16 protein-coding genes are annotated in these 14,373 nt (G+C 46.0%); 8 read left to right on the top strand and 8 right to left on the bottom strand.

Annotated elements, in window-relative coordinates; translation table 11 throughout:
• Window positions 1–103 precede the first annotated feature (103 nt).
• A complete protein-coding gene (locus L876_RS0113925) occupies window positions 104–910 on the bottom strand; it encodes a tetratricopeptide repeat protein (RefSeq protein ID WP_248674618.1) in 807 nt (268 codons plus the stop codon).
• 241 nt (window positions 911–1,151) lie between these two features.
• Between L876_RS0113925 and mtnC the strand changes: the two genes are divergently transcribed.
• Both mtnC and L876_RS0113915 read left to right on the top strand, forming a co-directional pair.
• Complete coding sequence (gene mtnC, locus L876_RS0113920; protein WP_028764365.1) at window positions 1,152–1,829, top strand: acireductone synthase; 678 nt, start codon at window positions 1,152–1,154, stop codon at window positions 1,827–1,829.
• Window positions 1,830–1,970: 141 nt separating this feature from the next.
• The gene (locus tag L876_RS0113915) at window positions 1,971–2,399 is read left to right on the top strand and encodes an acyl-CoA thioesterase (RefSeq protein ID WP_028764364.1); all 429 of its coding nucleotides are present in this window, start codon (window positions 1,971–1,973) and stop codon (window positions 2,397–2,399) included.
• Between the two features lie 35 nt (window positions 2,400–2,434).
• On the opposite strand, the gene L876_RS0113910 is transcribed toward L876_RS0113915, so the two are convergent.
• Window positions 2,435–3,403, bottom strand: coding sequence for a Solitary outer membrane autotransporter beta-barrel domain (locus L876_RS0113910; RefSeq protein ID WP_248674616.1), 969 nt, complete (start codon window positions 3,401–3,403; stop codon window positions 2,435–2,437).
• A gap of 223 nt (window positions 3,404–3,626) precedes the next feature.
• On the opposite strand from L876_RS0113910, the gene L876_RS0113905 reads away from it, so the two are divergent.
• On the top strand, window positions 3,627–3,872 hold the full coding sequence (locus L876_RS0113905) for a GNAT family N-acetyltransferase (protein ID WP_028764362.1): 246 nt from the start codon (window positions 3,627–3,629) through the stop codon (window positions 3,870–3,872).
• Window positions 3,873–3,915: 43 nt separating this feature from the next.
• Here the strand turns inward: L876_RS0113905 and L876_RS0113900 are convergent, their stop codons facing one another.
• From L876_RS0113900 to L876_RS0113880, 5 genes are all read right to left on the bottom strand, one after another.
• Window positions 3,916–4,320 carry an acyl-CoA thioesterase gene (locus L876_RS0113900; RefSeq protein ID WP_028764361.1) on the bottom strand — a complete coding sequence of 135 codons (405 nt, stop codon included), beginning with the start codon at window positions 4,318–4,320 and terminating at the stop codon, window positions 3,916–3,918.
• 146 nt (window positions 4,321–4,466) lie between these two features.
• Window positions 4,467–6,260: an AMP-dependent synthetase/ligase gene (locus L876_RS0113895; protein ID WP_028764360.1), complete on the bottom strand. Its 1,794-nt coding sequence runs from the start codon at window positions 6,258–6,260 to the stop codon at window positions 4,467–4,469.
• A gap of 127 nt (window positions 6,261–6,387) precedes the next feature.
• Complete coding sequence (locus L876_RS21810) at window positions 6,388–7,653, bottom strand: hypothetical protein (protein WP_037428794.1); 1,266 nt, start codon at window positions 7,651–7,653, stop codon at window positions 6,388–6,390.
• The gene (locus L876_RS0113885) at window positions 7,650–8,495 is read right to left on the bottom strand and encodes an ABC transporter ATP-binding protein (protein ID WP_028764359.1); all 846 of its coding nucleotides are present in this window, start codon (window positions 8,493–8,495) and stop codon (window positions 7,650–7,652) included. Before L876_RS0113885 ends, L876_RS21810 begins: the two co-directional genes overlap by 4 nt.
• A gap of 15 nt (window positions 8,496–8,510) precedes the next feature.
• Entirely contained in the window at window positions 8,511–8,885 is a 375-nt protein-coding gene (locus L876_RS0113880; protein WP_028764358.1) for a GntR family transcriptional regulator, read from the bottom strand.
• A 91-nt stretch (window positions 8,886–8,976) separates the two neighbouring features.
• Here L876_RS0113880 and L876_RS21805 point away from each other — a divergent pair, with 91 nt between their 5' ends.
• From L876_RS21805 to L876_RS0113855, 5 genes are read left to right on the top strand one after another with little or no spacing between them, the layout of a single operon-like run.
• Window positions 8,977–10,542, top strand: coding sequence for an alpha/beta hydrolase (locus L876_RS21805; protein ID WP_051413140.1), 1,566 nt, complete (start codon window positions 8,977–8,979; stop codon window positions 10,540–10,542).
• Window positions 10,535–11,269, top strand: a complete 735-nt coding sequence (locus L876_RS0113870) for an ABC transporter ATP-binding protein (protein WP_028764357.1) — start codon at window positions 10,535–10,537, stop codon at window positions 11,267–11,269. Before L876_RS21805 ends, L876_RS0113870 begins: the two co-directional genes overlap by 8 nt.
• Window positions 11,269–12,402 carry an ABC transporter permease gene (locus L876_RS0113865; RefSeq protein WP_028764356.1) on the top strand — a complete coding sequence of 378 codons (1,134 nt, stop codon included), beginning with the start codon at window positions 11,269–11,271 and terminating at the stop codon, window positions 12,400–12,402. The genes L876_RS0113870 and L876_RS0113865 overlap by 1 nt, the downstream gene beginning before the upstream one ends.
• A gap of 60 nt (window positions 12,403–12,462) precedes the next feature.
• Complete coding sequence (locus tag L876_RS0113860; RefSeq protein ID WP_028764355.1) at window positions 12,463–12,714, top strand: superinfection immunity protein; 252 nt, start codon at window positions 12,463–12,465, stop codon at window positions 12,712–12,714.
• Between the two features lie 13 nt (window positions 12,715–12,727).
• Complete coding sequence (locus L876_RS0113855) at window positions 12,728–12,964, top strand: hypothetical protein (RefSeq protein WP_028764354.1); 237 nt, start codon at window positions 12,728–12,730, stop codon at window positions 12,962–12,964.
• Between the two features lie 7 nt (window positions 12,965–12,971).
• Here the strand turns inward: L876_RS0113855 and L876_RS0113850 are convergent, their stop codons facing one another.
• Window positions 12,972–13,979 carry a GlxA family transcriptional regulator gene (locus L876_RS0113850; RefSeq protein WP_028764353.1) on the bottom strand — a complete coding sequence of 336 codons (1,008 nt, stop codon included), beginning with the start codon at window positions 13,977–13,979 and terminating at the stop codon, window positions 12,972–12,974.
• Window positions 13,980–14,373: the final 394 nt, after the last annotated feature.

Below are 14,373 nucleotides of genomic sequence, written 5' to 3'. Positions count from 1 at the left end.
TACTCACCGTTTTTATTTTTCCATTGATTCTTGCATAACCACATATGAGTACTAGGTTAGGGATGATAGCGATTCCCCCCCCTAAAAAATTAATACTCATTGACTACCAAGTTGACATCAAGAAGTCTCTAATTCGCTCTTTATCGGTTTCAGTGTTACAAGCGATCATCTCGCCACAGGTTCTGCCGCGCAGTGACGTACCTGTACCACTTGCTCCATCCGGCACACCATTTCGCATTATTGAGATATGATAACTAAATACCTCCTCAAGGCTCAGCCCCTGAACCTCGATAACCTCCATCTCATCGGTAGGAGCCGCAATGCTCTGTTTTTTATGCTTAACCGTGTTTGCAGCCAATACCTGAGACGCTAGCGCGATGTCACTCGCCTCAGCCAATAACATCATCGTTGGCGGGTACTCAGCTTCATAGGCTTTAGTGAGATACTCCTTCGACTTTTCAGCATCTTTTTCAACTAAGTCCCCCTCCAAATAGAGCATCCCTAAGAGATGAGTAGCCTCACTCAGATCGGCTCTATTTGCTGAACGAAGATAGCGCATCGCCTTATCAACATCTTGCTCTTCTGTATCCTGAAGATAGATAATCGCCGCTTTATATTGCGCAAAAGGATTACCTAACCTCGCAGCACGGCGATACCACTTTGTGGCCAAACGCATATCAATATTTGCACCATAACCCACACGATACATCTCCGCTAACGTATACATGGCATCAGAATGACCATAACGAGACAAGGTTTTGTATTCTTTAAATTTTTTACTGCACTCAGTGCTATCACAAGCGGATAAGTGCATAGGCAGAGATTTAACCGACGGTTTTGCGGCTAAAGGCAATACAAGACTGCCGATGATGAGTATCAGTAAAACGGTGATGATTTTTGAGACGTTCATTGTCAATTTCCATCCTTTGAATATATGACGAGAACGTGCAAGTATGATATTTCTACAGAATCCCGTCAATAATGGTTAATATTCGTCCTTTTAGTCGTTTGATTGCAAAGTTGTCAGCTAAGCAGCCCATCGCAACATTAGTGGTGATAATTCACTAGCCAACGGGGGCAATACAGCTTAGGATCTGGAGTGTAAATTAAGCTATCATTTTTAGTAATGCATTGTGGAGTAAGCCAACGTTATGGGTATTCGAGCCATTGTTGTAGATACAGCGGGTACAACAACCGACCTAAACTTTATTCAGGACACCCTTTTCCCCTATTCGGCAAAGGCTCTCCCTGATTTCATTAAAGAAAATCAAAGCAATGTATTAGTCGACAACTGCATCTGTGATGTGCGTGATATCGCATTAGAGCCAGAAGCGTCACTCGACCGAGTCATAGAGATCCTGCAACAATGGGTGGCCGAAGACCGTAAGGCGACACCACTGAAAACCCTGCAAGGCTTAATCTGGAAACAAGGTTATGCCAAAGGTGAATTTAAAGGGCATATCTTCCCGGATTTTATCGAAGCAGTGAAAGGCTTTAAAGCTCACAATGTACGTCTATATAGCTTCTCTTCAGGGTCAGTTGATGCGCAGAAACTGTTATTTAGTCACAGTGACGGTGGCGACTTAACTCAATACTTCGACGGCCATTTCGATACCCGTACAGGTAATAAGCTTTTCAAGCAGGCATACAGCAACATCATCAACACCATCAGCTTAGCGCCTAAACAAGTGCTGTTTATCTCTGATGTCATTGAAGAGCTTAAAGCAGCCGATCAAGCTGGTCTTCGCACACTACAGATGGTTCGTGAAACCACTCAGCGTACTGGCGACTTCAAACAGATCACCAGTTTTGACGAATTAGAGATCTAGCCGTTAAGTTAGCCCTCTCCCAAAAGGCACCTAAGGTGCCTGTTTTTGTTCCTGCAGTTGCCTCTTGTTGCTACATAGTCATGCTGTTACGCTCAATCAAACAAGCGTTTAAATTTGAAAGAGCAAAAGGAAGTGATCCCCGTGGAAAAATTTATCCAACAATACCCAATTCATACTTCTATCTCGGTTGCTTGGGGGGAAATGGACGCCCTACAGCACGTCAACAATGTGGTCTATTTTCGCTACTTTGAAACAGCACGCATCGATTTTTTTAACCGATTTTTTCCGCTCGATGAGATGTATAAATCAGGCCTAGGCCCAGTGATCAGCGACAATAGCGCCCGCTATAAAAGACCGATCACCTTCCCCGATACGCTGCATGTTGGTGTGAGTATTAGTGATATTCAAAGCGACCGTTTTACCATGCACTATCAAGTCTTTAGTGAGCAGCAGCAAGCTGTAACCACAGTCGGTTCATCGGTGGCGGTCATGTTTAATTTCAACACTAAAACCAAGGCAGAATTAACGCCAGAACTACTCGCCGTTTTACGCGATCATCAAGCAAAATAGCCTAAAAGAACAAAGCTGGGTGGTGGAAAAGTGAATCAAAGCTCCTCATTGAGCAATAATACAATGCCACCGCCACTCAGGCCGCTATTGATATTAAGCGTGATCCCCACGCCAATATTGTTTAGCCAAGAGGATAACGATGGCGTTTCAACTATCCAGCCTGCACCGAGTTCATAATAGTCGCGAGTCCCCATTGGGTCGACCACATCACCTGTCAGATCAACCCGCTTAATCAGCATGCGCAGTTCATTACGGCTATCCCATGCATTAGGCAACTGATAATGAAATACGAAAGCGTTACTAAAACGCCCAACTTGGGGGGAAACCGCTTGAGCACCGTCATCTGTAAACACTGTACGTCCAACAGCGTAACGTAGTGAACTAATAAACTCCCATTTATGCCCATACCATTGACTGGCATAGGTTAACTCCGCATTGGGGTCAAACATAAGTGCACCATAACTGGTATTAACAAAGGCGTTGTCGATAAGGTTACTGAAACTTTCGAGAAGGGGATCTTGATATTTTAAGCTGTTTTCTAGCCACAGAAACTGACCACCTAAGCCCAAAGCGAGATTCCAGTTTTGATTGATCTCATATTTCCAGCGATACTCTCCCGCCAGAAGGTAACTCGTGTCTTCTAACGGACTTTGAAGTGTTCTATCGTCAATCCCCTCGATACTGTCAGTCGCACTCACATAAGAAAATCGTACGCCAACAGATCTAGTCCATTGTGGTGTCAGCTGTACGTCATCGCTTTCCCAAGGAACAGTGTAACTCTTTAGCTGGCTGCGCCGACGTAGGGTCTCTTCATCACCAACATTGATATCGCCTATCTCACTCAAGTCGACTAAAGAGTTAGGGTTAAAATCGACAATCCCTAACGAAATCAGGTTGGCATCGGTTAACACTATAGTGCTGGTGATGTCGCCTTTAACTTTAGCCTCAATCACATGACGCAAATCCGTACCGACAGCATGTACTTTAGTGCCTACGCCAGCCAAACAAAGCGCCATGGTAAGAGACGGGAGATAACGAGCCCTAAAAAAATGGTTACATCTATTTTTCAACACCTAGACTGACCCAACTAAAAAGTGAAAAAAATTATAATCTATCTGCGCCATAGCAGTCCGGTCGACGCAAGGTAGCCCCCAAATATAGCCATAGCTAACCGCAAGCAAAAACTGTTATAACAGAGACAATACTCAATCGGAGTGATAAAACCTTATGACAGAAATAGCCATTAAACATCAAGCTGAACAGCAGCAGTTTGTTATCGAAATCGACAATAATCAAGCTGTATTAGAATATGGCTTGCAAGGTGATCATGTTGATTTTTCACGCACGTATGTTCCCGAGGCCTTACGCGGTAAAGGGTTAGCAGAGCGTTTAGTCAGGCACGGGTTACTCTGGGCAAAAGCGCAGCAATACCAAATAACCGCAAGCTGCTGGTATGTAAAGAAATTTCTTTAAGGCTTATTTAAAGTCAACTTAGATTAAATAAGCCCTATTCAGGCTACCCGCCAGTTAGGTGCAACAGAGCCTGTTTGACCACATCTGCAATCGGGACGCTTTTTTCCACAGCATAATCATAATGCACCAGCGTCGTCTTAGCTTCAGCGGTCATCTTGCCAGCTTGCCAACTCTGCTGCGCGACTTCAAAACTGCTACTACCCACTCGACTTATCCAGGTTTTAACCTCTACGGGTTTACCGTAGTTAGTCGGCGCGGTATAGGCAATCGTAAACCCAGCGACAATGAGGTTCCACTCAGCCAGATTAAGGCTGGGATTGAAGATCTCAAACACGGGTTCACGCGCCGCCTCAAACCATACGGGGATGACGGTGTTATTGATGTGACCTAGGCCATCGGTTTCATTGAATCGTGGTTGAATAGCTAAGGTAAAAAAGGTCTGCGACACGGGAAGTTCCTTTATCGATTATCGTTTTATTATTGTGCTGCTGACGGTAACTGAGAACAGAAATGGATGCAACAGGACTCCACATTGGTAAAACAGCTCAATAAAAAAGGAACGTAAATACGTCCCTTTTTCTAATCAGTTACCGATCACTTAACATACATGGCACTAATTTCACTGGCATACTTGTGATAAATCATTTTGCGGCGCAGCTTCATCGTTGGTGTGATTAAACCCGCTTCCATCGAAAACGCCTCAGGCAGCAAGGTAAACTTCTTAATCTTTTCAAATCCTGCCAACTCACTCTGCAAAGTCTTTAAGCGCTGCTCAAAATGTTCAATCACGTGACTGTGGCGCAGTAAGTCAATCGGTGACTCATAGTGCAACCCTTTCTCTTGTGCCCAGCTCTCCAACGACTCAAAGGCTGGCACAATCAAGGCTGTCACGTAATTTTTGGCATCCGCAATAATAGCAACCTGCTCAATAAACGGGCAGCAGCCAACAGTACCTTCCACACGCTGAGGCGCAATATATTTGCCGTTAGAAGTTTTCATCAACTCTTTAATACGGTCTGTAATAAATAAGTTGCCTTGTTCGTCGATATGGCCAGCATCACCAGTTTTCAACCACCCCTCGTCGAAAGTCGCAGCGGTATCATCTGGGCGGTTATAGTAACCACGCATCACGGTATCACCGCGAACTAAAATCTCATTGTCTTTGCCCAGTTTTATCTCAACTTCTGGCAGAGTTTTTCCGTTGGATCCAGCAACACGGTTATCCAAAGTATTACAGGTAATCGTGGCGACAGTTTCGGTCATCCCATACCCACACAGTACAGGTACGTTGATCGCATGGAAAAAACTGGCAACATTTTGGTCCAGCGCAGCGCCACCACACGGCATAAATTTTAGGCGGCCCCCTAACACTTGCTGCAGCTTGCTAAACACCAATTTATTCGCCAATTTCCATTGCAGATTTAACGCTAATGAGCCCTTAGCACGCCCTTGCCCCACCTCAAACTGACGACTACCCACCGAGATAGCCCAAGTAAATAGTTTCTGACGCGTTTCGGGCGCCTTGATGACTTTGTCCTGCACAGCGCTGTAGACTTTCTCAAGAAAACGCGGCACCACACATAAAGTATGCGGTTTAACATCTACAATGGCGTCTTTTACCGTCATAGGGTCTTGCAGATAGACATTATGACCACCCCGGCATAATACGTAAAAGCTCCAGCCGCGCTCAAATACATGACTCAATGGCAGGAAGGCTAACGATACATCACCAGCAATAAACGGCAGTACCGTGTCGTGCTGGCGCACCATAGACGCAATATTACGATAATCGAGCATCACCCCTTTAGGGTCGCCCGTGGTACCAGAGGTATAAATGAGTGTGACTAAATCATCGAGATGACTCTCTTTAATACGCGCCGCTAATTCGACGTCCGACGCCGCAGCAAAGGTTTGCGCTATAAAGGTATCAAAATGGCTGTGAGTGCTATCTTTCAAGGCGACACTGGCATCAAAAACCACAATATCAACCAAGCTATCACACAGCTTAACAAGCTCGCAGGCCATCTTGTACTGCTCTGCATCACCGACAAATATCAACTTGGCTTGTGCATCGTTAATAATGTAACGCGCTTGCTCAATGGTGCTAGTTGGATAAATGGGTACCACAACTGCTTTCGCTTTTAGCGCACCGACATCCGCACAGGTCCATTGTGGGCAGTTTTGCGACAAAATAACGATTTTATCTTGACGCTCAATCGCTTTTTCAATGAGCGCTTTAGCAAGGTTGTCACTAATTTCACCAAAAGAACGCCAGCTAATGCGATCCCACGGAGCGGCCATTCCATAGCCTTCAAGGGCGGTCGCCTCACCGAGTTGGCGGCTCTGCTCTTGAATCAGACGAATTGGATGATATTGCTCGAGTGACATTTTTTATGACCTTTTTTAGCGTACAAGTGTACCTGTTTTGCGCATTTTACTTTAACATTGGCTAAAAAATAAGAGCTTTTGCTCAAATACTGTTAAGCGGTGCACAAAACCCATGGATTTCGTGGGGTTACGCCAGATCGCCACTCCAGAGCTTTTTCTTTCCCCACCAAAGGGTTAGCATGGAAAACGCCACTAATCCGATGTCTACAAATAACCAGTAAATTATTTCTTCACCATCGCGTATGGCAATCAGTGAACTGGACAACCATATAGAGTGGGCGACAACAACTAGCATAGTCAACGTTATATGTATCGCGCCTTTGGCTGCACAACCAAAACCCAACAGGAGCGCACAGGCACAGAAGGTACTGAGTACCACATGACCCCACAATACAAAGGTAAATGAATCATTCGACAGGCCAACTAAAGTTGCGATAACCGCCATCATTAGCGTAAGCAGAGCTAACAGTCGATATTGCGCCGCAGCAAACGCCTCCACCATCCCCTGTTTACCGTCAAATCCGGGCAACATATAAAGTGCCTCAACCGCTCGCCAACGCTGAACTCGGCTCCAATGCACCATTGCGCAGCAGATGGCACTAAACTGACCCAAAATAAATAGCACAGGCAGTTCTATATCAGCGATGTAGTTAATGAGGGTGACCAACAAGGCGATGATCGGCATAGTGACGACGATCATCGATAGCATTGCGCCCAAGAAAAAGTTTGCTGGATGCAAAAACCTATCGATGTAAGACATGAATCGCAACGAACCAAAGCTTGGCAACCAAAACCAACCCATCTCTAATCCATTGAGGTAAACAGAACGCGCCTCGTTGTGCCATTTTAACGCCACGATCTCTCGCCATAGCAGCCCTGCAACCATAAATACTGCGATGGCAATAATCAGCAAGCTCGGCCCAGGGATCTGCTTAGCAATATCGTCTAAAAATGGCAGCAGCAAGAACAAAAAGAAAGAGAAATAGAAACCTTTGACATAACGGCAGCAAAAATAGATAAAGCTTAAGCCAGCGAGCGTAGCCACCAGCACCAGCTCTACTCCCATAGGTAGTTCCAACAAGATACTGGTGAACACTGAAATGCTCGTCACTACAGAACCAATAAACACAGCCTGAATCAAGACGTTGTGGCGGTAATGCGGAACCAAGGCTGCCCATTCGGTCGCAGCTAAACGATTAAACTGCCACGCTATCGCGGCCGATGTAGATACTTGCATCATGCCCAGCATCATTGATATCGCTTCAAGCTTACCGCCCATGCTCAACAGCAACATCAACACAAACGCCAACATAGCCGTACCGAGAAAGCTGACACTCCCCAAGTCAAAGAACCACATGCACATCATGCCGCGCAGCGAATTTGGCCATCTCATCGATGCAGCTCCATAAACAACTGTTCAAGATTAACTGACGCCACCGCGTCGCAAAGGGGCGCTATTCCTTCGTGGTAGTTATCAACTAATAACTGCTCACCGAGTTGATTTAATACCAGTAATTCATTGGGTAACGATTGATTGGCTTTTAAGGTGATTAAGCGAATCTCTTCTCGCACGCGGTCTATCTCTTTAAAGATGACCAACTTACCTTTTTTCATCAATGCCAGATGACTGGCCACACGCTCTAAGTCTGAGGTGATATGAGAAGAAAACAATACAGCAGAGCCGGAATCTAAGGCTAAGTCAAACAGATCAGACATAAATTCACGACGAGCGATAGGGTCTAAACTGGCAACGGGTTCATCTAAGATCAATAACTTAGGTCTGTACGCCATGGCCATAATCAGGGCTAAAGATTGCCGTTGGCCCACAGATAATCGCTGCACCTGCTTTTTCCCCTCAAGCTCAAAGCGTGCTAGCCAATCTTGCTCTAATTTAATGTCCCAATCTGGGTAGAAGCTTCTATGTAACTGAAGGGCTTTTTCAACGGTGAATCCCTCATAACCAAAGGGTTGTTGAGGCACATAACCCAAGCGCTCTTTCACCTTTGAACTTAACTCACCACTAGACTCGCCTAACAATGAAACTTGACCCTGACTCACATCAACAATGCCCAAAGCACAACGCATTAATGTTGACTTACCGGCACCATTTTGCCCAAGTAAGCCCACAACCATACCAGGGTATAGCGCCATAGAGAGATCATTGATAGCAAGCTGATCATCAAACTGCTTACTCAGGTGCTGAAACGCTAAAATGGGCTGTTCGTTGTGGTCCATATTCAATCATCCTAATTATTTATGCCAAACTTTCGCAATCACATCTTGAAGTTCTTCGACGCTAACACCTAATTGGGTCGCCTGTGCAATTAGCGCTTCGACTTGTGGCACCAGCAACTGCGCGCCAGAGGTTGTTTCACTCTCCTCCCGCGCCGCAACCCTTGTGGGTTGGCCACGACGACGCTCAAGCCACCCTTGCTCCACCAGCAATTGTATGGCTCGTGATACCGTCATAGGGTTCACCGTTAAATGCTCAGCAATCTGCCTTACCGACGGTAATACCTGTTGCTGCTGCAGCTGCCCACCCACAATCAAACGCACAATCTGTTCGCTTAACTGTCGGTAAATTGGATCGCCACTACTGGGGTTGACATTAAGTAATTCTAGCATTAGCCTTTAGTCACTGTATTAATACATTGATACACCGATACAGTACTAAATTAACATAGATACAGTAAATTTCAACTAAGGAATAAGTATCATGCTTCATGGAAAGGTTAATCATATGGGCAATAACCCAAGCAACAAAATAAGCCTCAAACAGCTAGGCGCTCTAATGATCCCTGCTGCGGCTGGCTTGCTGCTATTCTCACAGCCCACTTGGGCCAACACAGACAACACGTCAACGGCTGAATCTTGTTATGTAGAAGGGCTTTCAGATAGGTTGCGCTGCGGCAGCGTATCGGTGCCAGAAAACTACAATCTGCCCGATAGCAAACAAATTCAAGTACACTATGTGATATTGCCTGCGATTAAACCTAGCTTCCCCAGCGAAGCCCTGCTGGCTATCGCGGGTGGCCCAGGCCAATCGGCCATCGAAAACGCCCCTGGTTTCGATAAAATCTTCAGCAAAGTGCGTCAACATAGAGATATTCTGCTCATCGACCAACGTGGTACGGGCCAATCAAATCTACTTGAGTGCACAGGAGAAGGGTTTGAAGGAGCACTCTCTATTAACGATAGTGATGTCGATATCGGCGCAGAAAGCCAAGCATGCTTAGATGGTATCGACGCAGATGTGACCCAGTATGGTAGCAATACAGCCCTCAAAGATTTTGAAGCGGTGCGTGAACACATAGGTTATCAAAAACTACATCTTTATGGCATCTCCTATGGCTCACGTATGGCACAACTCTATATGCGTCAGTATCCACAGGCTCTATCTACCGTCACTATCGATGGCGTAGTGCCTATGCAGCAAAGTGTATTACACATAGGTGACGCCATAAGCCGCGCACTTGACCTACTGCTACAAGATTGTCAAAACAATACCTTATGTCAGCAGCAGTTCCCGCAGTTGGCAACCGATTTTGCCCAGGTTAATGACAGACTAAGCCAAGGCCCTGCGATTAGCCAAACCCGAGATCCGCTTACCAGTGAGCCCACTCAGCTCACCATGACCCAAGCCAAGTTTATGGGTGCGGTGCGCATGGCGCTCTATATGCCAAATGTCAGAGCCCTGATCCCACACGCCATTAATCAGGCCGCACAAGATAATTTTCAACCTATTATGGGGCTTTACGCGCTCACCATTAACAGCACAGGTATCGCTGCGGGTATGCATGCTGCTGTAGTTTGCGGAGAAGACTGGCAACGCTTCAGCAGTGAAGAGCGCCAGCAGGCAGAGCAAGGCTATTTTGGCCGAGAGATGTTAAAAGTCTTCGATCAAAGCTGCCCTATTTGGAACATTCCAGCGGTAGACAGTGATTTTTCAGCCCCTATCGATAGTGCCATTCCAACCTTAGTGTTGTCGGGAGAGCTTGACCCTGCCACCCCACCAAGCTGGGGCGAAATGGCAATGGAAAAACTCAGCAATGCTAAACATTTCGTAGCCCCATATGCCACTCATGGTGTGGCCTATCAAAGCTGTGGTAATGACCTTATCGCGCAGCTTGTTAGCCAAGGTAAAGTCGATGAGCTCAGTGACGAATGTTTGAATAAAGATGTTCGCCGTAACTTTTACCTTAATGCCAGTACTGTTGAGGCGATTCCCCAAAAAACTGATGACTCGGTGCCAGCAAGCGCACAAGGAGCGGACCATGATTAAAGTATCGAATCTTTCAAAACGTATTGGCGACGTCCAAGCACTTAATGACCTTAGCTTTGAGGCATTAGATGGGCAAATCACAGGTCTGCTAGGCCCCAATGGTGCAGGTAAAACCACCTGCTTACGTACTGTGTTTGGCTTACTCAAACCAGATAATGGCCATGCTGAGATAGATGGCATTGATGTCGCTCAAAACCCGGTCGCCGCTAAACAACAACTGGGACTATTCCCAGATCCATTTGGGCTGTATGAGCGCTTAACCCCGCGGGAATATATCAGCTACTTTGCCGAGCTTAATGGCTTGAGCCGTAAAGATGCCAAAAACGCAGCAGCCAGTGTACTGGGCAAACTGCATATGAATGATATTGCTGATCGTAAATGCAAAGGATTCTCTCAGGGACAACGGATGAAAACGGCACTGGCACAGGCAATTGTGCATGAACCGACCAATATCATTCTCGACGAGCCAACCCGAGGTTTAGATGTGATGAGCACCCGAGTGCTTCGCGACCTACTTAAAGACCTCAAGGATGCGGGGCATTGTGTGCTGTTTTCTAGCCATGTGATGCAAGAGGTGGCCGCATTGTGTGATCAAGTGATTGTCATGGCTGAAGGTAAAGTAGTAGCCGTAGGTAGCCCAGAACAGCTGTGTCAGCAGACAGGGAAAACATCATTGGAAGATGCCTTTATTGAACTCATAGGCACCGACGAGGGGATTGCAGCATGATCAGTACAATAATCACTATGGTCAGAAAAGAGCTGACCGATGCCGCCAGAGATAAGCGCTCGGTCATGGCTGGCCTTTACTATGCCATTGGTGCCCCATTGATGATGTGTGGCATGTTTATGCTGCTTATCGGCCAAATAACTAGCCCTGAAGCACTCAACATCACCATCAGCCACAGCGAACGAGCCCCTGACTTGGTTAAGTTTCTTGCCAGCAATGAGATAAGCCAAGGCGATGATGCCGACCGTAAACAGATAGAGTTGATCATCAGTGAAGACTACGCAAGCAACATGGCTAACAGCCTGCCGGCGGAGATCACGCTTATCGCCGATAACTCTAATGAAAAGCTGCAATCGTCTATCAGACGTTTAGAGAAAAGTTTGCAAGTTTATAGCGCCGAAATGGGCAGCCTTCGTCTTATCGCTCGCGGTATCGACCCTAAGGTGGTGCAGCCACTAAAGGTTGTCGTTGAAGATCAGGCCACCTCTGACTCTAAGGGCGGTATGATCTTAGGTGTTGCCATTTTCATGATGGTGTACGCGGTATTTATCTCAGGTATGAACTTAGCTATAGACACCAGCGCAGGTGAGCGCGAGCGCAATTCACTGGCTTTGCTACTTAGTCATCCAGTGTCTACCCGCGATATCGTGCTGGCAAAAATTGCAGCAGTCACCATTTTTGCCATGGTGGGGCTTATTTTAACCTTAGTGATCTCAAAAATCGCCTATGGCTTTGTGCCTTGGCAGGAGCTTGGTTTTAGCGTCAATATTACCCCAGACTTTATCGCATTGATGTTAGTGATCGGCCTGCCAATATCATTAATGGCCGCAGCACTGCAGCTTTTTGTCTCCTTTATGGCTAAATCCTTTAAAGAGGCGCAGTCATATCTCACCATAGTACTGATTGTTCCTATGATGCTGTCGATGGCGGCGAGTTACAACATTGCGCCAGATACACTGCAATGGTTGCCAATCTCTGGACAGATGCAGGCACTTATAGCCTTTATCAAAGGCCAGGAGATCCCAATGTTGCAACTTGCACTATCAAGCACGACCACTGTCGCCATTGCCATCGTGCTGGCATTCGGCATGGAGCGTTCATTGAAAAGTGAAAAGATTGTTTTCGGATTATAAATAGAAACCGTTAAGCCCGGCGTACTCACGGCGACGGGCTTAACTTAAAGGAGAGAGAAAATGGAGTTTATAGATAAAATTTTAGCCCAAGAAAACTATGCATTTATGGCTCTGCTAGCTGTTGGAGTGCTCATTATCTGGTTTCTACCTGCCATGCTCGCACTGATGTTTAACCGCAAGCATTTTAAGCTCATTTTATTGGCGTGTATTCCAGCAGGGCTATCATTTATAGCTTGGGGCGGAGTCTTGATATGGGCGACAACTGGCAAGGTTGTCGATAAATACGCAAACAATGCTAAAACAGAAAGTTAATAAGGAGTTTATGATGGATAAAGAGATTATTGTTATGGTTATTATGCTGGCACTTATCATCAGCACAGCAATTAGCGAAGGCCTTAAACACTACTTCAGAATGAAGAAAATCACCAAGGCCGATATCAAACTCGATGAACTTGAACTGCTTCGCAAACAAAACCGCCATCTAGAAGACAGAGTACAAACTCTAGAGAAAATCGTGACAGATAGCAGTTACGACTTAAAGCAGCGGATCAATGCTCTCTAATTGCAGCCTAACAGCAGGTATGGGTATTGAATTTTTGCCGATAGACACGAGGTGAAAGACTCGTAAGCTGAATAAACAGTTTTCTAAACGAGCTGACATCTTCATAACCCACTCGTATCACAATCTGCTCTAGCGCCAACTCAGTGGTTTCTAGTAGGCGCTTGGCTTCATCAACACGTAACCTCTGCATATAGCTCGCGGGCGTTTCATTTAGTGCTTTCTTAAAACGGCGGATTAAGGTGCGCTTACCCACGGCAAACTTATCGGCCACCTCATCTAAAACCCAATTGTGGTTAAGATTAGAGTGCATCCACTGCTGGATCTTGTGGATCAACTCATCCTTGTGCTGCTCGGGATTAATGGCCATGGTCATAAAGGGTTGCTGCGAGCAGCGGTTTGGATCGATAAGTAATATCTTAGCCATCTGCTGCGCCAACGCCTCCCCAGCCAGCAAGCCCACTAAGTGTAACGCCAAGCTAAAATTTGATGTCGTTGCCCCTGCGGTATGAAACTGCTCATCGGACACCACCAATGCATCCATGCAAAGGTTAACCTGTTCAAAATTGCGCTCAAACATCTGAGACAACCACCAAACCGTGGTCGCACGGCGGCCATCGAGCAAGCCTGACGCTGCTAGCATTAAGGTTGCAGAACAATAGGCAGCAATGGGTTTACCTGTTTTCGCATAGGCTTGTAGCGGCGTTAACAGGCCTTCGAACTCCTGTTGATATAGTTGAAATTCTGCTTTATTGGTCACAAAAGAGGACGCCAATATCACCGCATCTGCCGCCATTATTGACTGTGCATCACTTAAGGCCATTGCAGGCAGTTGGAAGCCTTGATTAGTCGTGATCGCTTGCCCGTCAGCAGAGATAATATGGCAATGAAATAGATCTTGCGTGACCTCAGGATTAAGGCGGCGATATAAAGCGTTGGTAAAGCTGAATACATCTAAAAAGCCAACGATACCACCCGCCACAACATTACCCGCCGCTAGAATCATAACCGTTTTCATTTCGCCCCCACAAACTGTCATTAATCACCCTTATTTTGTCAATAATGACACTTTCATGCTGTTTGTCGAGTTTTTATACTGGCTTTAGTGTAAAGGATAAGGAAATAGTCAATGAATAAACCAAGATTACACCTGCTACTTAGCCTCTGTTACTTAGGGGGTAGCTGGACGCTACTATTGTGGTTAAATTTCAGCACTGAACCCAATCTGTTCGCACATTTTATTGCGATACCAAGCTTACTATTGTTTACGGGCTATAGTGCGCATCAGATTATTCGAAGAGGCATATGACGGCCACCATCGCCAAAATATCCTCAATCGCCAGCCACAGGTCTTTATTATTTAACCGTTATGGAAGGCAAGCATCGCCAGGATGTACAGCTTGATCCGACGA

This window comes from Shewanella colwelliana ATCC 39565 (assembly GCF_000518705.1).
GTDB classification, from domain to species: domain Bacteria; phylum Pseudomonadota; class Gammaproteobacteria; order Enterobacterales; family Shewanellaceae; genus Shewanella; species Shewanella colwelliana.
This window is presented reverse-complemented; position numbering and strand designations above follow the sequence as displayed.